Source organism: Rhizobium sp. NZLR11, from assembly GCF_019685115.1.
GTDB lineage: Bacteria > Pseudomonadota > Alphaproteobacteria > Rhizobiales > Rhizobiaceae > Rhizobium.
In genome coordinates this window covers 163,154-185,407 of record NZ_JABDWD010000013.1, presented here as the reverse complement: position 1 = coordinate 185,407, position 22,254 = coordinate 163,154, and the positions used below count along the sequence as shown (strand labels likewise).

General features: G+C 62.7%; 22 protein-coding genes. 15 read left to right on the top strand and 7 right to left on the bottom strand.

Annotation, left to right across the window (positions count from 1 at the left end):
• Positions 1-7: 7 nt before the first annotated feature.
• On the bottom strand, positions 8-622 hold the full coding sequence (gene folE / locus HJB83_RS22220; RefSeq protein WP_164014590.1) for a GTP cyclohydrolase I FolE: 615 nt from the start codon (positions 620-622) through the stop codon (positions 8-10).
• Between the two features lie 310 nt (positions 623-932).
• Between folE and HJB83_RS22215 the strand changes: the two genes are divergently transcribed.
• The 4 genes from HJB83_RS22215 to thrS all read left to right on the top strand — a co-directional run bounded on the left by HJB83_RS22215 (position 933) and on the right by thrS (position 4,429).
• On the top strand, positions 933-1,379 hold the full coding sequence (locus HJB83_RS22215) for an iron-sulfur cluster assembly scaffold protein (RefSeq protein WP_207580554.1): 447 nt from the start codon (positions 933-935) through the stop codon (positions 1,377-1,379).
• A 5-nt stretch (positions 1,380-1,384) separates the two neighbouring features.
• Complete coding sequence (gene yidD / locus HJB83_RS22210) at positions 1,385-1,798, top strand: membrane protein insertion efficiency factor YidD (protein WP_221116015.1); 414 nt, start codon at positions 1,385-1,387, stop codon at positions 1,796-1,798.
• A complete protein-coding gene (locus tag HJB83_RS22205) occupies positions 1,795-2,322 on the top strand; it encodes a DUF1697 domain-containing protein (RefSeq protein ID WP_207580552.1) in 528 nt (175 codons plus the stop codon). Before yidD ends, HJB83_RS22205 begins: the two co-directional genes overlap by 4 nt.
• 121 nt (positions 2,323-2,443) lie before the next feature.
• On the top strand, positions 2,444-4,429 hold the full coding sequence (thrS, locus tag HJB83_RS22200) for a threonine--tRNA ligase (protein ID WP_221132644.1): 1,986 nt from the start codon (positions 2,444-2,446) through the stop codon (positions 4,427-4,429).
• A gap of 262 nt (positions 4,430-4,691) precedes the next feature.
• Here thrS and HJB83_RS22195 read toward each other — a convergent pair whose 3' ends face one another.
• Entirely contained in the window at positions 4,692-5,792 is a 1,101-nt protein-coding gene (locus tag HJB83_RS22195) for a hypothetical protein (RefSeq protein WP_207580550.1), read from the bottom strand.
• Between the two features lie 113 nt (positions 5,793-5,905).
• Here HJB83_RS22195 and HJB83_RS22190 point away from each other — a divergent pair, with 113 nt between their 5' ends.
• The 3 genes from HJB83_RS22190 (at position 5,906) to HJB83_RS22180 (ending at position 8,351) form a co-directional block, all read left to right on the top strand.
• Positions 5,906-6,490 (top strand): nitroreductase, encoded by a 585-nt coding sequence (locus tag HJB83_RS22190; protein WP_207580549.1) that lies wholly within the window; start codon positions 5,906-5,908, stop codon positions 6,488-6,490.
• On the top strand, positions 6,490-7,101 hold the full coding sequence (locus HJB83_RS22185; protein WP_207580548.1) for a flavin reductase family protein: 612 nt from the start codon (positions 6,490-6,492) through the stop codon (positions 7,099-7,101). The genes HJB83_RS22190 and HJB83_RS22185 overlap by 1 nt, the downstream gene beginning before the upstream one ends.
• Before the next feature lie 107 nt (positions 7,102-7,208).
• A complete protein-coding gene (locus tag HJB83_RS22180; protein ID WP_207580547.1) occupies positions 7,209-8,351 on the top strand; it encodes a DUF2336 domain-containing protein in 1,143 nt (380 codons plus the stop codon).
• 99 nt (positions 8,352-8,450) lie between these two features.
• Here the strand turns inward: HJB83_RS22180 and HJB83_RS22175 are convergent, their stop codons facing one another.
• Positions 8,451-8,861, bottom strand: coding sequence for a hypothetical protein (locus tag HJB83_RS22175; RefSeq protein WP_207580546.1), 411 nt, complete (start codon positions 8,859-8,861; stop codon positions 8,451-8,453).
• 129 nt (positions 8,862-8,990) lie between these two features.
• Between HJB83_RS22175 and HJB83_RS22170 the strand changes: the two genes are divergently transcribed.
• On the top strand, positions 8,991-9,449 hold the full coding sequence (locus tag HJB83_RS22170) for a GNAT family N-acetyltransferase (protein WP_207580545.1): 459 nt from the start codon (positions 8,991-8,993) through the stop codon (positions 9,447-9,449).
• Between the two features lie 17 nt (positions 9,450-9,466).
• Here the strand turns inward: HJB83_RS22170 and HJB83_RS22165 are convergent, their stop codons facing one another.
• The 3 genes from HJB83_RS22165 to parE all read right to left on the bottom strand — a co-directional run bounded on the left by HJB83_RS22165 (position 9,467) and on the right by parE (position 14,255).
• Complete coding sequence (locus HJB83_RS22165; RefSeq protein ID WP_221132643.1) at positions 9,467-10,684, bottom strand: AI-2E family transporter; 1,218 nt, start codon at positions 10,682-10,684, stop codon at positions 9,467-9,469.
• A 115-nt stretch (positions 10,685-10,799) separates the two neighbouring features.
• Positions 10,800-11,954, bottom strand: coding sequence for an esterase-like activity of phytase family protein (locus tag HJB83_RS22160; RefSeq protein WP_221132642.1), 1,155 nt, complete (start codon positions 11,952-11,954; stop codon positions 10,800-10,802).
• A gap of 189 nt (positions 11,955-12,143) precedes the next feature.
• Positions 12,144-14,255, bottom strand: a complete 2,112-nt coding sequence (gene parE, locus HJB83_RS22155; RefSeq protein ID WP_221132641.1) for a DNA topoisomerase IV subunit B — start codon at positions 14,253-14,255, stop codon at positions 12,144-12,146.
• A gap of 207 nt (positions 14,256-14,462) precedes the next feature.
• Between parE and HJB83_RS22150 the strand changes: the two genes are divergently transcribed.
• The 5 genes from HJB83_RS22150 (at position 14,463) to HJB83_RS22130 (ending at position 19,239) form a co-directional block, all read left to right on the top strand.
• Complete coding sequence (locus HJB83_RS22150) at positions 14,463-15,362, top strand: alpha/beta hydrolase (protein ID WP_221132640.1); 900 nt, start codon at positions 14,463-14,465, stop codon at positions 15,360-15,362.
• Between the two features lie 153 nt (positions 15,363-15,515).
• Positions 15,516-16,286, top strand: coding sequence for a triose-phosphate isomerase (gene tpiA / locus HJB83_RS22145; protein WP_207580540.1), 771 nt, complete (start codon positions 15,516-15,518; stop codon positions 16,284-16,286).
• Positions 16,287-16,405: 119 nt separating this feature from the next.
• Positions 16,406-16,921, top strand: coding sequence for a preprotein translocase subunit SecG (secG, locus tag HJB83_RS22140; protein ID WP_207580539.1), 516 nt, complete (start codon positions 16,406-16,408; stop codon positions 16,919-16,921).
• 144 nt (positions 16,922-17,065) lie between these two features.
• Positions 17,066-18,694, top strand: coding sequence for a CTP synthase (locus HJB83_RS22135; protein ID WP_221132639.1), 1,629 nt, complete (start codon positions 17,066-17,068; stop codon positions 18,692-18,694).
• Between the two features lie 74 nt (positions 18,695-18,768).
• Entirely contained in the window at positions 18,769-19,239 is a 471-nt protein-coding gene (locus HJB83_RS22130; RefSeq protein WP_221132651.1) for an SRPBCC family protein, read from the top strand.
• A gap of 41 nt (positions 19,240-19,280) precedes the next feature.
• Here HJB83_RS22130 and HJB83_RS22125 read toward each other — a convergent pair whose 3' ends face one another.
• A complete protein-coding gene (locus tag HJB83_RS22125; RefSeq protein ID WP_221132638.1) occupies positions 19,281-20,369 on the bottom strand; it encodes a citrate synthase/methylcitrate synthase in 1,089 nt (362 codons plus the stop codon).
• Positions 20,370-20,453: 84 nt separating this feature from the next.
• On the opposite strand from HJB83_RS22125, the gene HJB83_RS22120 reads away from it, so the two are divergent.
• Both HJB83_RS22120 and HJB83_RS22115 read left to right on the top strand, forming a co-directional pair.
• A complete protein-coding gene (locus tag HJB83_RS22120; RefSeq protein WP_221132637.1) occupies positions 20,454-21,599 on the top strand; it encodes a citrate synthase in 1,146 nt (381 codons plus the stop codon).
• 136 nt (positions 21,600-21,735) lie between these two features.
• Positions 21,736-22,254 (top strand): FecR domain-containing protein, encoded by a 519-nt coding sequence (locus tag HJB83_RS22115; protein WP_207580536.1) that lies wholly within the window; start codon positions 21,736-21,738, stop codon positions 22,252-22,254.

Here is a 22,254-nt window from a genome sequence, read left to right as displayed (position 1 = left end):
GCCGGTATCAGCGGCTCCGCACCATGGTCATGAAACGGGCCTGATCGGCCGGCTCGGTCTTGAACGTACCCGTAAACGTCGTCGTCAACGTGGTCGAGCCCTGCTTCTGAACGCCGCGCATCGCCATGCACATATGTTCGGCCTCGATCAATACCGCGACACCGCGCGGATTAAGCGTATCGTCGATGGCCCGGGCGATCTGCGCGGTCATCGTTTCCTGCGTCTGCAGGCGGCGGCCATAAATCTCGACCACGCGGGCGATCTTCGACAGGCCGAGCACACGCCCGTCCGGCATGTAGGCGACGTGGGCCTTGCCGATGATCGGCACCATGTGGTGTTCGCAATGCGAGAAGAACGGAATGTCCTTGACGAGGACCATGTCGTCGTACCCGGCGACCTCTTCGAAGGTGCGGCCGAGCACGTCTTCCGGCGCCATGTCGTAGCCGGAAAAAAGCTCGCGGTACGATTTGACGACACGGGCCGGCGTTTCGAGCAGGCCTTCGCGGGTCGGGTTGTCACCGGCCCAGCGCAGCAGCACACGAACGGCTTCCTCCGCCTCCTGCTGAGAGGGGCGATCGGAGTCGCGGTTGGTCTGCGGAAAGTTTTTTACGATGGCGTCCATGAACAATGGTCTCCTGGTCCGCACCGCGGACCCATCTGTCGGAATCGCCACTGGTCAATCCCATGCGGGAATTCATGCACCTTTGGCAGGCTCCGGGGCTTTCAAGGCGCATTCAACGCCCGTCCGGCACGGTTTCCCAATCAAACTTACACGAGGCCATTGCATTTTCATGGCCTTCGAACGACATACATATAGGAAGACGGCCATCGTATGTAAGTATCCTCAGATGACACGGTGTGTTTTTTGTTTCAATAACAATAACAGCCCTTATTGAGGCCGATCCGCAGTGATTTTGGAGCGGAAATCCGACATGGACGACATCTACAACAGCAAGATCCTCGAATTCGCCGGCAATATTCCGTTGACCGGCACGTTGGCGGAGGCCGATGCGAGCGCCCAGGCCTATTCGAAACTTTGCGGCTCGAAGGTGCGAATCTGGCTGAAGATGGACGGCGATACCGTGACCGGTTTTGCCCATGACGTGAAGGCCTGCGCGCTCGGCCAGGCCTCGTCCTCGATCATGGCCCGCCATGTCGTCGGCGCCACATCGGGCGAATTGCGCCAGGCACGCCAGGACATGCTTGCCATGTTGAAGGCGGATGGAGCGGGGCCCGAGGGACGGTTCGAAGACATGCGCTATCTGCTGCCGGTGCGGGACTACAAGGCCCGCCATGCCTCGACGATGCTGACCTTCGATGCGGTCGTCGATGCGATCGGGCAGATCGAGGCGAAACGGGCTGAGTTTGTCGAGGCGTAACGGAGATGTGCGAGTTCTGCGCCCTGCAGGCAAGCGATGAGGATGACGGCGGTGCCGCCGGACCTGAAAAACCGCGTGAAAAGGCCGCACACACATCCCGCAATTATACCGGTCCGTTCCGCAAGACTCCCGACCGCCTGCTCGGGATGGGTTTTATCCGCCTCTACCAGCTGACGCTTTCCAGCTTTGTCGGCAATTCCTGCCGCCATATCCCCACCTGCTCCGAATACGGCTATGAGTCGATCGCCCGCCACGGCCTGTGGGCTGGCGGCTGGATGACGTTGTTTCGGGTCGGCCGCTGCGGCCCGGGTGGCACCAGCGGCCTCGACCAGGTGCCTGAAGTGCTCGGCGATCAGTTCCGCTGGTGGACGCCGTGGCGGTATCTCTCCCTCGGACGCAAGAAAGGGTGGGCGCCATGAGTACCTTCATCGCCCTTCTGCACAGCATTGTCCTGACGCCCGATCGCCGCGTTATCATGCAGGATTTGCGCGCACTGGCCGAAGAGCTCGGTTATCGCGAACCGCGCACGCTGGTTTCCACTGGCAATCTGGTTTTCGAAGCCGACGATATGCGGCCGCACGAACTCGAGGTGACCTTGGAAGAGGGCTTTGAAGAAAAGTTCGGCAAACACGTCGATATCGTCGTGCGCAACGACTGCAGCTGGATGGCGCTTTGCAGCACCAATCCCTTCAAGGATGGCAACGCCGACCAGGTCATCGTCCGGGTGATGCGACTGCCGGTCGATCCGAAGAAGGTGGAGGCGCTGAAACCGCTGATGACGGAGGGACAGCGCATCGCCGTCGTCGGCGGCGATCTTTGGATCGATTTTGCCGGCAAACCCAGCCAATCCAAGCTGCTTTCGGCCCTGACGAACAAGCGGATAGGCGTCGGGACGATGCGTAACTGGAACACCGTGTGCGGCCTTGCCGAGATGATCATGTAGGCCGGCTTCTTCTTTACTCACGAGAGAAATCTGATTATCAGGCGGGAGCGCATCCAAAGACGGAGGCGCTGCCGTTGCAACCACCCGCATTCGTTGGCGGGACTGGACAAGGAGAATTTCGATGTCCCAAGCTATTTCGCTGACATTTCCCGATGGTTCCGTGCGCAGCTACGATGCTGGCGCAACCGGCCGGGATGTCGCCGAATCCATTTCCAAGTCGCTTGCCAAGAAGGCGGTCGCCATTGCGATCGACGGCACCGTGCGCGACCTTTCCGATCCCGTGACGACGGGCCGGATCGAGATCATCACCCGCAACGACGACCGCGCCCTGGAACTTATCCGCCACGACGCGGCGCACGTCATGGCCGAAGCGGTGCAGGAGCTCTGGCCCGGCACTCAGGTGACGATCGGCCCGGTCATCGAAAACGGATTCTACTACGACTTTGCCAAGAACGAGCCCTTCACGCTCGACGATCTGCCGAAGATCGAAAAGAAGATGAAGGAGATCATCGCCCGCAACGCCCCCTTCACCAAGCAGGTCTGGTCGCGCGAGAAGGCCAAACAGGTCTTCGCCGACAAGGGTGAGCAGTACAAGGTCGAACTCGTCGACGCCATCCCGGCAGGGCAGGATCTGAAGATCTATTACCAGGGCGACTGGTTCGATCTCTGCCGCGGCCCGCATATGGCCTCGACCGGCCAGATCGGCAGCGCCTTGAAGCTCTTGAAGGTCGCCGGCGCCTACTGGCGCGGCGACAGCAACAACCCGATGCTGAGCCGCATCTACGGCACGGCCTTCGCCGAGCAGTCGGAACTCGACAATTATCTGCATATGCTTGCCGAAGCCGAGAAGCGCGATCACCGCCGCCTCGGCCGCGAGATGGATCTCTTCCATTTCCAGGAAGAGGGCCCGGGCGTCGTCTTCTGGCACGGCAAGGGTTGGCGCGTCTTCCAGACGCTGGTCGCCTATATGCGCCGCCGGCTAGCCGGTGACTATCAGGAAGTCAACGCGCCGCAGGTGCTCGACAAGTCGCTGTGGGAGACCTCCGGTCACTGGGGCTGGTACCGCGACAACATGTTCAAGGTGACGGTTGCCGGTGACGACACCGACGACGACCGGGTTTTCGCGCTGAAGCCGATGAACTGCCCCGGCCATATCCAGATCTTCAAACATGGGCTGAAATCCTACCGCGAGCTGCCGATCCGGCTTGCCGAATTCGGCAATGTCCATCGCTACGAGCCGTCGGGGGCGCTGCACGGGCTGATGCGCGTGCGTGGCTTCACGCAGGACGATGCGCACATCTTCTGCACCGATGAGCAGATGGCTGCCGAATGCCTGAAGATCAACGATCTGATCCTCTCGGTCTACAAGGATTTCGGCTTCGACGAGGTCACCATCAAGCTCTCGACCCGGCCGGACAAGCGCGTCGGTTCCGACGATCTCTGGGACCGCGCCGAAAGCGTGATGATGAATGTGTTGGAGACGATCCAGCAGCAGTCGAACAACATCAAGACCGGCATCTTGCCGGGCGAGGGCGCCTTCTACGGGCCGAAGTTCGAATATACGCTGAAGGATGCGATCGGCCGCGAATGGCAATGCGGCACGACGCAGGTCGACTTCAACCTGCCGGAACGCTTCGGTGCCTTCTACATCGACAGCAACTCCGAAAAGACGCAGCCGGTGATGATCCATCGCGCCATCTGCGGCTCGATGGAGCGCTTCCTCGGCATCCTGATCGAGAACTTCGCCGGCCACATGCCGCTTTGGGTATCGCCGCTCCAGGTGGTGGTCGCGACGATCACTTCGGAAGCCGACACCTACGGGCTTGAAGTGGCCGAGGCGCTGCGCGAGGCCGGTCTCAACGTCGAGACCGATTTCCGCAATGAGAAGATCAACTACAAGGTCCGCGAACACTCGGTCACCAAGGTGCCTGTCATCATCGTCTGCGGCCGGAAGGAAGCCGAGGAGCGCACGGTCAACATCCGCCGCCTCGGCAGCCAGGACCAGGTTTCGATGGAGCTCGATGTCGCCGTCGAGAGCCTTGCCTTGGAAGCGACGCCGCCCGACATCCGTCGCAAGGCCGAAGCAAAGAAAGCCAAGGCGGCCTAAAAAACGCGTCTATCCGACAGCGCCGGACTTCGGCGCTGTCGGAAGCTGATCAAGGGCTGCGATGTTGCCGCCACGATCATGCAGCCAATAACCACGCTGCAATGCGCTTCAAAGAATTCTCCATGCCAATGATGGAACGCGCGTCTGGAACGCCTTTGATCGGCACGGTCGGGCGCGGTCACGAGCCAGTCTTGCCAGTGGCGCCGCCTAAACGGGCCGGACCCAAACATCTCGGCTGAGCCGAAAACCGCTCGCGACACAATCAATCGAGGCTTGTGTCGTCGCCGCCTTGCGGTGCGAGCTGTTCGTAGGAAGGGAGTGGTGCCACCGGCGCCGGCTGGACACCTGGTGGCGGCGGCGTTCCCACAGGCACTTGCTGCACCGTGCGGGCCGCATCGTTCACCGGCGGCTGTGGCTGCTGGTCCTTCATCAGAACCTCGACATCGGTGTTCCTGCCGGCGACGATGGTGAAATCGCGCTGGTAGATCTTGTCCTTGTTGCGGGCGACGGCGGAATATCCGCCTTCGGCGAGCACCATGGTCGGGAAGGCGCTGACGCTTTCGCCGACGCTGTCGCCGGCCGCCGTCAGGATCGACCATGCCGTATCGGCGATCGCCTCACCGCCGGCATCCGAGACCAGCTTGAAGGTGACCTGCGCGGCACGATGCTGGATCGTCGCCTCGGTCAGCTTGCCGGCTTCGACCTGGATGTCGGCGCGGATGACGGCGTTGACGCTGCCATATTCGGAGACGATGTGATAGGTGCCGGCATTCAGGCGGACGACGGTGTTCGGCGAGACGTCGGCCATGACGAGGCCGCGCTCGCCGTCGTCACGCACTTCCGAGGAATAGATCGAGAAGCTCAACTGATCGGGGCGGATGCGGGCATCGGTGCCGGAGACGGCATTGAGCAGCAGGCCGCCGGCATCGAGCACCATCACCTGCTTGTCGACCTCGCCGTCAGCGGGCACGGTCAGTTTCTTGGTAACGCCGGCGCGGCCGAAGGAAACGTTGACGAAATAATCGCCGGGAGCGAGCTGGAAGGCGGCGGGTCCGCCCTTGGCGCTGGCGATCAGCGGCAGCTTGCCGTCAGTACCGGCGATCGGGCTGAAGACGTACCAGGAGAGGCCTTCCTCGACCGGCGTGCCGTCCGCCGTCAGCTTGGCTTCCATCGCAACGTTGCGCAGCTTGACCCCTTCGGGCGCCGTGCCGGGCGCGATGAAGGCATCGAGCTTCGGCATCTTCGGCGTCGATTCAAGCTGCTTGAATTCCTTGAAGGCATCCTGAGCGCCGGCGCCGAGCGGCGTCAGTATCATCAGGGCAATGGCAAGGCCGATGCGTGCAAGAGGCGAAATGCCAAACATCTGTTTCGTGAACCGATTGACTTCTGAAATCGCAAAGGCCACTTCAAGACCAACGCGATGGCAAATTCAAGACCCACCCTTTGCAGCAGCATAAAAATGGAAGTTTCTCCCGCATGAAATCCGATATCAAGCTGATCGACTACCTCGCCGTGCGCCGCTCCATCCCCGCTTTCCAGATGTGCGAACCAGGTCCGGAGAAGGCCGAGATCGAAGAAATCCTGCGTCTTGCCTCGCGTGTTCCCGATCACGGCAAGATCGCGCCATGGCGTTTCATCGTCTATCGCGGGGACCAGCGTGTGCGTCTCGGCGAGGAGCTTCTAAAGCTGGCACTCGCAATGAAGCCCGAGCTTTCCGAAGAGATGATCCAGGTCGAGCGCGCCCGTTTCACCCGCGCGCCAGTGGTCGTTGCCGTCGTCAGCAAGGCTGGGCCGCATATCAAGATCCCGGAATGGGAACAACTGATGTCGGCCGGCGCGCTCTGCTTCAACCTCATCCTCGCCGCCAATGCCAGCGGTTACGTTGCCAACTGGCTGACCGAGTGGTTTGCCTATGACGAGCGCGCCTATCCGCTGCTCGGCGTCGGCCCGGATGAAAAGGTGGCGGGTTTCATCCATATCGGCTCGACGACATTTCCGGCGATCGAGCGGCCGCGGCCGGAACTTGCCGATACGGTGACCTGGGTCGGCGGAGAGGACTGATGTTTTACACCACCGACAGCAACCGGCATGGGCTGGCGCATGATCCCTTCAAGGCGATCGTGTCGCCGCGGCCGATCGGCTGGATCGGCAGCAAGGGCAGGGACGGCTCGATCAATCTCGCGCCCTATTCCTTCTTCAATGCGGTTTCCGACCGGCCGAAGCTGGTGATGTTTTCCTCCAGCGGGCGCAAGGACAGCCAGCGCAATGCGGCCGAGACCGGTGTCTTCACCTGCAATTTCGTCAGCCGAAATCTCACCGAGAAGATGAACCTTTCCTCGGCGGCGCTGCCCTACGGCGACAGCGAATTCGATTTCGCCTGCCTGACGCCGAAGCCGGCCGAACTCATCGACGCGCCGTATGTCGGCGAGGCTTTCGCAGTGCTCGAATGCAAGGTGACCGAGATCATCGAACCGAAGACGCTGTCGGGCGAACCGTCCGAAAACGTCTTCATCTTCGGTGAAGTGGTCGGCATCCGCATCGACGAGGCGATCGTCAGGGATGGCCGCCTCGACATGTCGCTCGCCCGCCCCGTCGCGCGTTTGGGTTATATGGACTACAGCGAAGCCAGCGAGGTCTTCGAAATGTTCCGGCCGCATCTGCCGAAGGTTTAGATCCAGCCGCAAGGCCTACAAAGACTTAAGAAATATGGTGAACCAATCTTAAACCTTTTGTCGCTACGGTCGCAGCATTGAATGAAACGCGAGGGAATCGCGTTCAAGTGCTGGGGCGTCGTGTGATCATAGAAGCTTTCCTTCGTTGGATCGAAACGGCCAAGACCGGTGACCGGGCCCGGGCAGCAAACGCGCTCGGGCGAGCCTATCTTCAGTCCAAGATGACGGTGGAGGAGCGGGCGGCAGCCGAAATGGCGATGACCTTTCTGCTCGACGATCCGTCGCCGCGCGTGCGGTTGGCACTTGCCGAGGCGATCGCCTGGTCGCCCGATGCGCCACGCAGCCTGATTCTTTCGCTTGCCGAAGACCAGCCTGAGGTTGCCTGCCATGCGGTGACCTGTTCGCCGCTGTTGAGCGATGCCGATCTCGTCGATCTCGCCGCGCGCGGCAATGGCGCCACCCGCATGCTGATCGCGGTGAGGGCGCATGTGACGCGCCCGGTTTGCGCAGCGCTTGCGGAGGTCGGCGACGAGGAGGAGCTGCTCTGCCTGCTCGAGAACGACGGTGCGGCGATCTCCAGCCAATCGCTGAAACGCATCGCCGAACGGCTTGGCGACTGCTGCGACATTCGCAATCTGCTTCTCGACCGCAGCGATCTTCCCGCCGATGCCCGGCAGTTGCTTACCCAGCATGTCAGCAATGCGCTGGTTGGGCTACCGCTCGCACAGGCGGCGATCGGCCTGCAGCGGCTCCAACGCATCAGCCGCGAGGCGACGGAGGCTGCCATCGTGTCGATCGCCGGCGACATCGCGCCGCGCGAGATACCCGATCTCGTCGAGCATCTGCGCCTCAACGGCCGGCTGACGCCATCCTTCCTGATGCACGCGCTCTGCGCCGGCAAGGTGGATTTCTTTGCGGGAGCGGTCGTCGAGCTGACGGGTTGCGGCGAGCGCCGGGTGCGCTCGATCCTGGCAACCGGGCGCATGCATGCGGTGCGCGCGCTCTACGAGTCCGCCGGCCTGTCCAGGGACATCAGCGTGATCTTCGTCGAAGCCACAATGCTGTGGCGTGACGCAGCAAGAAAAGCGCCGGGCAGCGTGCTCGGCAATGTCTGCGGCCGTCTTCTCGAAAAATTCCGCCATCACGACGCGCACGGCGCGGTCGGCGAGCTGCTCGACATGGTGGAAAAGCTGCATGTCATCGAACAGCGGCAATCGGCCCGCGTCTATGCGGCGCTTGCGGCCGCCTAAGCGCGTCGCATCAAATTTGATTCATGCGACGCGCTTTAGCCCTTTGTTTTTATGCATGTCGCTGTCCCAGAACCGCTGCACACTTCCGGGCGACATGCATTAATCGGCCAGCCGCGTGACGACCCAAGAATAGCTGGCGGAGACGAAATGCACCGGTTTGGCGAGCGTGTCCTTGACGCTTCTGCCGGAGGGCAGATGGTCGCGGACCTGTCCGGCAATGTCGTCGGCAAAACCACGCAGTCCCTGCGGGTGCTGTTCGGCCGCTTCGGGTGCGGCCGGCGTTACGGGCGCCGGTTTCGGCGGTTCGGCGGCAGCGACTGCTTTGGGCGCTTCGCAGACTGCGATCACCGAGGGATAGCTGACATTGGCATAGGTTTTCAACCGGCGTTCGGCTTCGGCATCGCAGGCGGCAACCGTCTCCCAGCGTTTGTCGACCGTCGCGACATAGCTGCACTGGCTGATGGAATCGTCGCAACCGAGAATGGTCATCGCGATCAGCACCGCTTGCATATTTTGCCTCCGTGGCTATTGAGCATGCCATCGTCTTAGAGGGCGCAATTCCAACCGAATGAAGGCAGGAGCATTAACTCTTGGTCATCTCCGGAAAAATCTTGCCCTGCGCCAACAGAAAGAGGCAGCATGTCCGTCACCATCGCCCTGGAGCCACCGCGTCAGGACGGCGTCATCCGCCTTCTCGATCTGTCCGATGCCTATGCGCAATCGCTCTATCCCCCAGAGAGCAACCATCTGGTCGACCTCTCCTTGCTGGAGAAGCCGTCGGTGAGATTCCTGGTCGCGCGCAACGGCGATGCGATCGTCGGCTGCTGCGCGCTGGTCGAGGCCGGCGACGGCACGGCCGAGATCAAGCGCATGTTCGTCGATCCAGAGGCGAGGGGGCTGCGGGTCGCCAGCGGCCTGATGAACGCGCTCGAAGCGATCGCTAGGGAAAAGCGGCTATCGGCGATCCGGCTCGAAACCGGCATCTACCAGCCCGAGGCGATCGCTCTCTACCGCAAATACGGATACCGGGACATCGAGCCTTTCGGCAGCTATCTGCCGGACCCGCTCAGCCTGTTCATGGAAAAGCGGCTGGGATGACGGTCTGCTAAGGCGGTTCAGCCTTCGGCAATACGGGGGATCGTCTTCGGCGATTCGGGGATTGCCGGCGGGGCCTGTTCGTCGATGAGAACCTGCGGTCCCGTCTCGCTCTTGTCGGCGTTGCGGGCCTCGTGGATCCATTCGCGCCAGATGGCGACGATCAACGCCATCAGCACCGGGCCGATGAAGAGGCCGAGGAAACCCATCGTCTTGACGCCGCCGACGAGGCCGAAAAAGGTCGGCAGGAAGGGCAGCTTGATCGGGCCGCCGACGAGCTTCGGCCGCAGCGTCTTGTCCACAATGAAGAGCTCGACGGTTCCCCAGACAAAGAGACCGATGCCGGCCACATGCGAGCCGCTTGCCAGCAGATAGATTGAGACCAGCGTGAAGGAGAGCGGCGCACCGCCCGGGATCAGCGCCATCACGCCAGTCAGCACGCCGAGTGTCACCGGCGACGGTACGCCGGCTATCCAGTAGGCCAGGCCGAGCACGATGCCTTCGCCGATCGCAATCAGCGTCATACCCATGACTGTCGAGCTGATTGTCGCCGGCACGACACGGGAAATGCGCTCCCAGCGGTTAGGCAGGATGCGTTCGCCGAGCATGTCGATCTGCTTGGAAAATGAAAAACCGTCGCGATAGACAAAGAACAGCGCGATCAGCATGAAGAGCAGCGTCAGCAGGAGATGGAAGGCGCCACCGCCGGCCGCAAGCACGGCACGGTAGATATTGCCGATATTGGCTCCGCTGACCGCCTGGATAACCTCGCCCAGGGCGCCGGGGCTGCCGATATATTTGGTCCAGACTTCATCGAGATAGGTGCCTGCCCACGGCAGCGCGACGATCCAGGCCGGTGTCGGGGCGCCGGCGCGGTTGGCGTGGATTGCCCAGGCAACCCAGGTGCGCACTTCACCCGTCGTATAGGTGACGGCAAGGCCGATCGGGATGACCAGGAAAGTGATGATCATGATGATGGCTATGGTCGCGGCGATCGTCGTATTGCCGCCGACGCGGGCAAGAAGCTTGCGGTAGAGCGGCCAGCTGGCGAACCCGATGACCAGCGACGCCAGCACCGGTACGAGGAAGCCGTAGAAGAAGTAGACACCGGCCGCGACGATCAGAACAAGCAGCCAGCGCGCAGCCGAAATGGAGGGAATCAGCGGCGTGCGTGTCGGTGCCGACGACCCGAGCCATCGCGGTTCATGATTGCTTTTCTGACGGTCGAACACACCCACGCGCGCCTCTTCTTTTTCTTGTACTCTGGTTATGGGCCATCAACCCGGCGGTTTCAAGGTCCGCACCGTGAAAGCGTATACAAAGCGTCGCCAATCGGCCGCCAGACCGAGCGTCTTACTGCTGCAGACGCCTGACAACCTTGAAGGCGTAGAATTGCGTCTTCTGGCCGGTCGAGAAATTGTTGTCGGAACCGAGAATGAGAACGTCGGTGCCGTCTTTGGCCTTTCCCAGCGACATGGCCTCGATATTGTCGGGGACGAGCCCGATCGCTCTCAAATCTAGGACCTGGCTCTTGCGGGCCGGGACGACGCGCTGGTCGTTTTTGGCGAGCGAAGCGATGGCGGAAACATCCGTAGCGTCGGCCAGATCCATCATCATGATCTTGATGGTGTTGCCGTAGCCCTGGGCATAACTGCGCTCGACGGCGAGCAGGCGATGGTCGTCGAGCGCAAGCATTTCAGACATACCATTGTCATTGCCGCCATCGGCCTTGGTGGCGGCCTGCGGGATCGGTGAGACCGGGTAGACATACTCGGCCTTCGGCTCGCCGCTCGCGCCGTCGTAGCGGATAATACGCGACAGGCTGCCCGACGTCAGCGAGGGGTTGGGGCCATCCTGATAGAGCGCGGCTTCGACACCGACGAAGACATAGCCGGAGGGCGCGACGGCGAGATCCTCGAAGGCGAGATTGTCGCGGATGCCGGTCGACTTGTCGGCTGTGGGAGCAAAGCCCTGCGGCAGCTTGAATTCGCGCACGAATGAGCCGTCCAGTGCTGTCACGCGGACGAAGGGTGGCAGCAGCGCCTTGCCGTCGCCTTCGCTGCCCCAATAGATGCCGCCCTTGCCGAGACGGATCGACTCTGGGTCGACGGTCCTGGCGGCGAAGGGCTCGCCGTTCTTGTCCTTCAACGTCACTTGGCTGACGACCGATACACCCTTGAGACCGGACGCGCCGACATCGACGTCGAGTTCATAAAAGCGGGCCGGCGCCCGTTCGGAGCGGTCGTCGCTGATGGCGAGATAGTGGCCGGTGACGGCATCGAAATCGAGGCCGGAAATGCCGCCGAATTCGACGCCGTTTTCCATGTGACCTGTGGGGATCACGAATTCACCGAGATAGGAGAGCGAAATGCCGGCGGCGCAATCGCCGAAGGGGCAGGCGGTCTCGAAGGTGGCGCCGATCTCAGTCGCGCGGATATCTGTGGCGCTGGCGATGACGGTGCTGGAAAGAAGAATGAAAGCGGCAGCCGCGAGAAAACGCTTGGTCATGGCAAAGATCCGGCAGGGGGTTGAAACGGTTCGAACCGGCGCAGCTGCTCCCCAGAGGGGAAGGCGCGCCGACCGCTTCATGCGCCGGTTGTTTGAAGGCCTTGTTACGGTTCTTCGTCAGTTCCGTGAAATCGCAGATGCTAAAATGCAGGCCGCGCCGAACCCACGTCTATCCCGCTCGCATATGTTTTAAATATCGAGGTTTTCGGCGAAGGCGGCGCGATCCTGGATGAATCGGAAGCGGGCTTCCGGCTTGGTGCCCATCAGATCGTCGACGGCGCTGCGGGTGCCCTCGAAATCCACCTCGTCGATCATGACCTTCAGCAAGGTGCGCTTGGACGGATCCATCGTGGTTTCCTTGAGCTGGGAGGCCATCATCTCGCCGAGACCTTTGAAGCGGCTGATCTCGACCTTGGCCTTACCCTTGAATTCCGTCTGCATCAGCTCGGCGCGATGATTGTCGTCGCGGGCATAGGCGGATTTCGACCCTTGGGTGATCTTGTAGAGCGGCGGCACGGCGAGGAAGAGGTGGCCGCCGCGCACCAGCTCCGGCATCTCCTGATAAAAGAAGGTGATGAGCAGCGAGGCGATGTGGGCACCGTCGACGTCGGCATCGGTCATGACGATGATGCGCTCGTAGCGCAGGTCTTCGTCGCGGTATTTCGAGCGCGTGCCGCAGCCGAGCGCCTGAATGAGATCGGCGAGCTGCTGATTGGCGCCGAGTTTTTCGCGGCCGGCGCTGGCAACGTTGAGGATCTTGCCGCGCAGCGGCAGAATTGCCTGGTTGGCGCGGTTGCGCGCCTGCTTGGCCGAGCCGCCTGCCGAGTCACCCTCGACGATGAAGAGTTCGGCGCCCTCGGCAGTATTCTGCGAGCAGTCGGCGAGCTTGCCGGGCAGGCGCAGCTTGCGCACCGCGGTCTTGCGGTTGACTTCCTTTTCCTTGCGGCGGCGCAGGCGCTCCTCGGCGCGCTCGATCACCCAGTCGAGCAGCTTGGCCGACTCGTTCGGATTGTCGGCAAGATAATGGTCGAAGGGATCGCGAAGCGCGTTCTCGACGATGCGCTGAGCCTCGACGGTCGCGAGCTTGTCCTTGGTCTGGCCGACGAATTCCGGCTCGCGGATGAAGACCGACAGCATGCCGACGGCCGAGATCATCACGTCATCGGTGGTGATCTGGGCGGCGCGCTTGTTCTGCGTCAGCTCGGCATAGGCCTTGAGGCCCTTGGTCAGCGCGATGCGCAGGCCCGCCTCGTGCGTGCCACCATCGGGCGTCGGAATGGTATTGCAATAGGAATGAACCTGCGGATCGCCGCCGTACCAGGTGATCGCCCATTCCATCGAGCCGTGGCCGCTCACCTTCTCCGTCTTGCCGGCAAAGATCTCGCGGGTGACGGTGAATTCCTTGCCCATCGTCGCCTGGAGATAGTCCCTCAGGCCGCCGGGGAAGTGGAAGACGGCCTTGTCAGGGACCTCGGACCCTTCAGGCAAAACGCCCGCCTCGCAGCTCCAGCGGATCTCGACGCCGCCGAATAGGTAGGCCTTCGAGCGCGCCATGCGGAAGACGCGGGCGGCATCGAACTTCATATGATCGCCAAAGATCTGGGGGTCGGGATGGAAGCGCACGCGGGTACCGCGGCGATTGTGGACGTCGCCCAACTCTTCGAGGCCACCCTGCGGCAGGCCGCGGGAAAAGCGCTGGCGGTAGAGCTTGCGGTTGCGGGCCACCTCGACTTCGAGGTCGTCGGAAAGGGCGTTGACGACCGAGACGCCAACACCGTGCAGACCGCCCGAGGTCTCGTAGGCCTTGCCGTCGAATTTGCCGCCGGCATGCAGTTTTGTCATGATGACTTCGAGCGTCGACTTGCCCGGTACCTGCGGATGGTTCTCGACCGGGATGCCGCGGCCGTTGTCGGAGACGGTGAGATAACCTTCGAGGTCAAGATAGACCTCGATGAAATTGGCGTGTCCGGCGACCGCCTCGTCCATCGCGTTGTCGATGACTTCGGCAAAAAGGTGATGCAGCGCCTTTTCATCGGTGCCGCCGATATACATGCCCGGGCGCATGCGCACCGGCTCGAGGCCTTCGAGGACGCGGATCGACGAGGCGCCGTATTCGTCCGAATTCGACGCAGCGGGCGCCGGCCGGGCTGATGCTCCGGCAGTAGGGGGTGCGGCGGCGGGTGGGGCAGGGGCGGGCGCAGCCGTGACCGGCGGCCGCTCGGCCGGCGCGGCAGGCTTCTGCGCCTCCTCGCGTTTTTCAGAGAGGGGCATTCCGGAAAAGAGATCGTTGCTATCGTCCATGGATCCGTTCAGATCTTCATCCTGTCTTGGGCGGGCATCCGCCGCCGACCCAAAATCACCGCATTTCATGTCACGTTTGCGAATCAGGCAGATTTTGCCAGAAAGCACCTCTATACGCGACACCGCCGGTTTTGGCGGCTTTTCCCAAATGATTTGCGTTGCCGGGCGCGGAATGGCAAGCGGCGGCAGGCTTCAGGAGCCATCCGAATGCGAATGTCCACAAGTGATTGCACCATCATCACCGCAATTGCGGCGTTTTTCTTGTCCGCGGCCATCCTGTCTGCTGTCGGGCCGGCGCGGGCGGCCGATGCGCTGCCGCCTTTCAAGGACGATCTGTTTTCGAAGCAGGCCATGCTGCAGACAGGCGATGACGGTGCATTCGAGGTCATCGACTATAACGAGATGCGCGATATCAACGGCCGCGACCAGATCCCGCAAAAGCGAGTGCAGCAGAAATATGTGGCGCTCGGCATCCGCAAGGCTCAAGCCGACGAGACGCTGCCTCTCGACGGCATCAAGCTCGATGTCACCAGGGTGGGACCGGCCGAAAATGCCGCCTTCACGGTAATTTTCATCCATGGCCGCGACGGCGATCGCCGGCTGGGGGCCAACGATTACAGCTTCGGCGGCAATTTCAACCGGCTGAAGAACCTCGTCGCCGGCAATGGAGGCGTTTATTATTCGCCGACGGTCAGGAGTTTCGACAGCAATGGCGTTGCGGCAATCGCCGGCCTCATCCGTTATGCCAGCGCCCAATCGCCGGGCCGGCCGGTCATCCTTTCCTGCGCCTCAATGGGCAGCCAGGTCTGCTGGGGCATTGCGCGCGACGGCGACAGCGTCAAGCGGCTGAAGGGCATGCTTGTTATGAGCGGCGTCGCCGATCCCGATTTCACCAGGAGCGCCTTCTACAAGGCGAAGCTGCCGCTCTGGTTCGCGCACGGCAGCCGCGACCCGGTCTATGCCGCCAGCGACCAGCAGGCGCTGTTCGAAAGCCTGCACAAGGCAAAATATCCGACACGGTTCACGCTGTTTGAGACCGGAAATCACGGCACGCCGATCCGGATGATCGACTGGCGCCGAGTCTTGAACTGGATTCTCGCCGGCTGAAGCGGGCTCCCTAGCATTTTTCGGCAGAAATATAGGCTGGATCGCCGAGATTCCCCTTACGTCAAGGGCATGATGCTTTTCTTTGCCGCGCGCTTTTGATATTGCCCAATGCATATGCAGAATTTGGGCATATGCAGAATTTGGAAGGCTGGCATGACACCTGACGTGCGCCCGCTCGTGGCGGGAAACTGGAAAATGAATGGCATGCGTGCCTCCCTGGATCAGATCAAGACGATCGCCGAGGGTGTTTCCTCGCCGCTGGCCGACAAGGTCGAAGCGCTGATCTGCCCGCCGACGACGCTGCTTTACGTGGCGACGGCGCTCTGCACCGACAGCCCGCTGGCGATCGGCGCCCAGGACTGCCATCAGAACCCGTCAGGCGCGCATACCGGCGACATCTCGGCCGAGATGATTGCCGATTGTTTCGGCACGTATGTCATCGTCGGCCACTCCGAGCGGCGCACCGACCACGCTGAAACGGATCATCTGGTCCGCGCCAAGGCGGAGGCTGCCTTCGCCGCCGGGCTGACGGCGATCATCTGCATTGGCGAGACGGCGGATGAACGCCGGACCGGCCAGGCGCTCGACGTCATCAAGCGTCAGCTTTCCGCCTCGGTTCCGGACGGCGCCATCGCCGAGAGCACGGTCATCGCCTACGAGCCGATCTGGGCGATTGGCACCGGTGTGACGCCGACATCAGGCGATGTCGAAAAGGCGCATGCCTTCATGCGCGCCGAGCTAGTGGCCCGCTTCGGCGATGAAGGCCGTAAGATGCGCCTTCTCTACGGCGGCTCGGTCAAGCCGGCCAATGCCGGCGAGCTGATGGGCATCGCCAATGTCGACGGTGCGCTGATCGGCGGGGCGAGCTTGAAAGCAGCCGACTTCCTCGCCATCTACCGGGCCTATGAGGCGCTGCTCGCCTGAGGCATTGTGAATTCCCAAGTTTATTCCGGGCCGAAGGGCTTGGAATAGATCAAAGCCTCATGTAAAGAGCCGCCAGAATTCTTACTTATGTCCGTCTCCAGGCGGGCAGGACTGGACCCATGCAGACCGTATTGATTGTCATTCATCTCATGATCGTGCTCGCGCTTGTCGGCGTCGTGCTCATCCAGCGCTCGGAAGGCGGCGGCCTCGGCATCGGCGGCGGTTCGGGCTTCATGTCGGCCCGCGGCACGGCCAATGCGCTGACGCGCACCACCGCGATCCTGGCGACGCTGTTCTTCCTGACCTCGCTCGGCCTCGGGATACTGACGCGTTACCAAGGCCGTCCGAGCGATATTCTGGACCGCATTCCGGCAACGGGCGGGCAGGGCAACGGCATTCTCGATTCGCTCGGCGGCGGTGCGAAGGCGCCGGCAGGTCTGCCGGCCGGCAACGGCGTTCCGAGCAGCGGGGCGGCAACGCCTGCCGCACCAGCGCCGGCAACTCAGGCTCCGGCAGCGCAGGCCCCGGCGGCTACCGCACCTTCCACGACGGCTCCGGCCGCAAACGCTCCGGCAACGACTGCTCCGGCCGCGCCGGCACCGGCTCAGCCCGCCGGCGTCCCGACGGGACAGTAAGCCGGTCTTCGACATAAACCGCCGGCAGGCCCTCGGGTCTGCCGGTTTTCTTTTGTTCAGATTCCTTCGCCACGCTTCGAAAATTCCGGAAAAGAATTTTTGGGGCTGGTGGAATCGTTTTTGAAAAGGTATCCGGTGAATCCCATGGCGCGATACGTATTCATCACTGGCGGCGTGGTTTCCTCTCTCGGAAAAGGAATTGCGGCCGCGGCTCTCGGAGCGTTGCTACAGGCCCGTGGATATCGGGTCCGGCTTCGCAAGCTCGACCCCTATCTGAACGTGGACCCGGGCACGATGAGCCCGACCCAGCACGGCGAGGTCTTCGTCACCGACGACGGCGCGGAAACCGATCTCGATCTCGGCCACTACGAACGCTTCACGGGGCGTTCGGCGACCAAGACCGACAACATCACCACCGGCCGCATCTACAAGAACATCATCGACAAGGAACGGCGCGGCGACTATCTCGGCGCGACGGTGCAGGTCATCCCGCACGTCACCAACGAGATCAAGGATTTCGTCATCGAGGGCAATGACGAATACGACTTCGTCATCTGCGAGATCGGCGGCACGGTCGGCGACATCGAGGCGATGCCCTTCATGGAGGCGATCCGCCAGCTCGGCAACGACCTGCCGCGCGGCACCGCCGTCTACGTCCACCTGACGCTGATGCCCTACATTCCGGCGGCCGGCGAACTGAAGACCAAGCCGACCCAGCATTCGGTGAAGGAATTGCAGGCGCTCGGCATTCATCCCGATATCCTGCTGGTGCGCGCCGACCGCGAAATTCCGGAAGCAGAGCGCCGTAAGCTCTCGCTGTTCTGCAACGTGCGCCCGTCCGCCGTCATCCAGGCGCTGGACGTAGCCAACATCTACGATGTGCCGATTGCCTACCACAAGGAAGGCCTGGACGACGAAGTGCTGGCTGCCTTCGGCATCGAGCCGGCGCCGAAGCCGCGTCTCGACCCGTGGGAAGAGGTCTGCAACCGCATCCGCACGCCGGAGGGCGAGGTGACGATCGCGATCGTCGGCAAATATACCGGCCTCAAGGATGCCTATAAATCGCTGATCGAGGCGCTGCATCACGGCGGCATCGCCAATCGCGTCAAGGTCAAGCTCGAATGGATCGAGTCCGAGGTCTTCGAAAAGGAAGATCCGGCGCCCTATCTCGAAAAGGTGCATGGCATCCTCGTGCCGGGCGGATTCGGCGAACGCGGTTCGGAAGGCAAGATTCACGCAGCCCGCTTCGCCCGCGAACGCAAGGTGCCGTATTTCGGCATCTGCTTCGGCATGCAGATGGCCGTCATCGAGGCAGCGCGCAATCTCGCCGACGTATCGGGCGCGTCCTCAACCGAGTTCGGCCCGTCCAAGGAGCCGGTGGTCGGCCTGATGACCGAATGGGTCAAGGGCAACGAGTTGCAGAAGCGCACGGCAGCCGGTGATCTCGGCGGCACGATGCGTCTTGGCGCTTACAAGGCGGCGCTGAAGAAGGGCACGAAGATCGCGGATATCTACGGTTCCACCGATATTTCCGAGCGTCATCGCCACCGCTACGAGGTCAATGTCGACTACAAGGACCGGCTCGAGAGCTGCGGCCTCGTCTTCTCCGGCATGTCGCCGGATGGTGTGCTGCCGGAGACGATCGAATATGCCGATCACCCTTGGTTCATCGGCGTGCAGTATCACCCGGAACTGAAGAGCCGGCCGCTCGACCCGCATCCGCTGTTTGCCAGCTTCATCGAAGCGGCAACGGAACAGAGCCGCCTCGTCTAATCACAATGATGATCCAGATCGCGCGATTTCAGGCGCGATCTGGGCAAGTGCTTGTGGTGCTCTATTTTGCCGGCATGGCCACCCAACGCAGCACGACCGTTTCACGCTTCATCGCCGCGCCACCTGAGCGCATCTACCGTGCCTTCCTGGATGCGGAGGCGGTCGCCACCTGGCTTCCGCCCGGTTCGATGCGCGGGATCGTCCATGCTTTCGAAGGCAGGGAAGGCGGCGCATTCAGCATGTCGCTCGTCTATCCTGATGACGAGGCGTCGCAGCCGGGCAAGACCTCCGACAAGACCGACAGGTTCGAAGGCCGTTTCGCAAGACTCGTGCCTGATGAGCGGATCGTCTGGGCTACAGTCTTCGATTCCGAAGATGAAGGCTTTTCCGGCGAGATGATGGTCAGCACGACATTGTCACCGGTGGATGGTGGCACCGATGTGACGATGGCCTGCGACAACATTCCCTCCGGCATCCGCCTTGAAGACAATGAGGAAGGGTGCCGTTTGACGTTAGACAACCTGGCTGCTTTCGTCGGCGGTTGACGGTTGGTGGCGGGGACACGCCCCGCCGCCCATTTCAGTCTTCAGGCAGCGGCCGGCAGCGGGCCGATATAGACCGATCGCGGGCGAATCAGCCGACCGTCGAGCGCCTGTTCGCGGGCATGCGCCAGCCATCCGACCGTGCGGCCGATCGCGAAGACGCCGGTGAAGGCCTGCCGCGGGAAGCCGAGCGTTTCCAGCAGCAGCGCCGTGTAGAACTCGACATTGACGTCGAGCGGCCGGTTGGGCTTGCGCAGCTTCAGGATCGCCAAGGCGGCAGCTTCCACGGCTTCCGCCAGCGCGCCGCGGGCGCTGTCGACCTGCCCGGTGGCGAGCAGCGGCTTCAGGGCGCCCTTCAGCGCATCGGCACGCGGATCGCGGACGCGGTAGATGCGGTGGCCGAAGCCCATCAGCCGTTCGCCGCGATCAAGCGCTTCGCCTAGCCATAGCCCGGCATTCTCGGCCGTTCCGATCGCGTCCAGCATGTCCAGTACCGGACCGGGCGCGCCGCCATGCAGCGGCCCCTTCAGCGCGCTCAGCGCCGCCAGGACCGAAGAGGTGAGGCCGGCTTGGGTGGAGGCGATGACGCGCGATGCGAAGGTCGAGGCATTGAGGCCATGGTCCGATATCGTCACGAGGTAGGCGTCGAGCGCCGCCGTCTGCTCCCTGGTCGGCAATTTGCCGGTCAGCATGCGCAGGATATCGGCCGCCTGCGGCAGCGAGGCGTCGGGCCTGATCGGTTTTTCGCCGCGCTGCAGGCGCAGAACAGCCGGCAGGAAGACGGCGGGCGCTGCCAGAAGGCTGAGCGCTGTATCGAAATCCTCACCGTCTGGCAGCCGGGCGATCAGTGCCCGCATCGCATCGACCGGGGGCAGGGCGAGCAGGGCGGTATCGGCAGCCTTGATATGATCGAACACCCCAGTTCGGGCTTTCGCCAGCCAGCCGCGCAATTCTGTTTCACCGAAGCTTCGTTCCATCAGCCCGTCGAGCAATAGCGCGGCGACACCTTCATAGGTGCCGTCTAAGACCAGATGATCCAGCGATATGCCGCGGATGACCAGTCGCCCCGCTTCGCCATCCACATCCGAGAGTTGCGTTTCGGCGGCAATGACATCTTCCAAGCCGTTTTTCATAATGTTTTCTCCTTTACGGCCGGGATGATCCAACCTAGTCTCATTGACGTCAATCTTGACGTAATTGATCAATATGAGGCTCCGATGTCGTGGCTGACCGCCGAGGAGGCGCTACGGGCGCTGAAGACCAAGCCGCAGACGCTCTACGCCAATGTCAGCCGCGGTCGCATCCGTGCCAAGGCCGATCCCACCGACCCACGCCGCAGCCTCTACCAGGCGACGGACGTGCAGCGGCTTGCCGAGCGTCATGCCGGCCGCCGCAAGACCGAAACCGTTGCCGCCGAGGCGATAAAGTGGGGCGATCCGGTTCTCTCGTCGGCAATCTCCACCATTATCAATGGGCGGCTTTCCTATCGCGGACTCGATGCGGCCGTTTTTGCCGAGGCAGCGACGCTGGAGCAGACGGCGGCACTGCTTTGGAACGGTGCGGAAGCGGTGTTCTCCGGCGCCGACGCCGGGTACGCCGCTCCGTCGCTGCAGGCTGCGTTCCTTGCGCTGGCAGGGCGGGTGACATCGGATCTGCCGTCGCTCGGCCGATCGCAGGCGGCACTTCGCCGCGAGGCGCAGGGAGTCCTCTCCACCGTCGCCGATGCTCTGGCGCCGGGGCCATCGGATCGGCCGCTGCATCTGCGGCTTGCGGAAAGCTGGCAGCGGCCGGATGCTGCCGATTGCCTGCGTCGGGCGCTGGTGCTGCTTGCCGATCACGAACTCAACGCCTCGACTTTTGCGGCGCGGGTCACGGCATCGACGGGTGCTGCGCTTTCGGCCGCCGTGCTTTCCGGACTGGCGACGCTGACCGGGCCACTGCATGGCGCCGCCTGGCAGGGTGTCGACGCCTTGATCGAAGCCGCTGTCACCCTCGGGGCCGAGCAGGCGATCCGCCGCACGCTTGCTCAGGGCCATCGCCTGTCGGCCTTTGGCCATCCGCTCTATCCCGACGGCGATATCAGGGCTATCGCGCTGCTCTCGCATTTTCCCCTGCCGCTGGAATTTGCAGACCTTCGTGATGCGGGCGAAGCAATGGTCGGCGAGAAGGTCAATCTCGATTTCGCGCTTGCCGCGATGGCCGCCGCCTTCGATCTTCCAAAGGAGGCGCCGATCATCATGTTCTCGCTTGCTCGTTCCGCCGGTTGGCTTGCGCATGCGATGGAGCAGATCGACAGCGGCGAATTGATCCGGCCGCGGGCGCGTTATGCCGGACCAGCGCCGGATACCAACACCAGCCCCTAAGAATCGGCTGGCGATTGTGGCGGTTTGCTTTTTTACCTAGGGAATTATCCGAATTCGGCTATCATGCCTGCCATGGAAGAAGACGGTTGGCGGACGCTTTGGAAAAAGCTGCCCGCACGGTCATGGGGGCCTTTCCATGAATACGAAACTTCGCAGCCTGCTTGCCGCCGCACTCGCTGTCGGCCTCATTCCACATGAGGCGGCCTTTGCGCAGTCCGCCGGCTGCACGATCTCGCGCGACGCCGGCGCCCGCCAGGTGTTCACTTGTCCCGGCGGAGTAAAGATCACGGCGGAGGCCGGCGCCTCCTTCCGCCTTGCCGACCGCAACCGTGACGGCAGCCCCGATTCAGCGTCGCTGCGGCGCAAGGCCATCCTCGTTGATGTCGACAGCAGCCAGCACGCGAGTGGTTTTGAGGTGGTGACGCCGCAGGCGATCGCCGCCGTGCGCGGCACGCAATGGGCCGTCGACGTCGCAGGCGGCAAGACCTCGGTGCTGGTCGTGCGAGGCAGCGTCGCGGTCCGCCGACCGGCTGGCGAGCAGGTGGTGCTGTCGCCGGGCGAGGGCGTCGATGTCAGTGCCGGAACGGAACCCCTCATCGTGCGTCGCTGGCCGGCGCCGCGCGCCGCCGCTCTCCTTGCCCGCCTCGGCCAATAA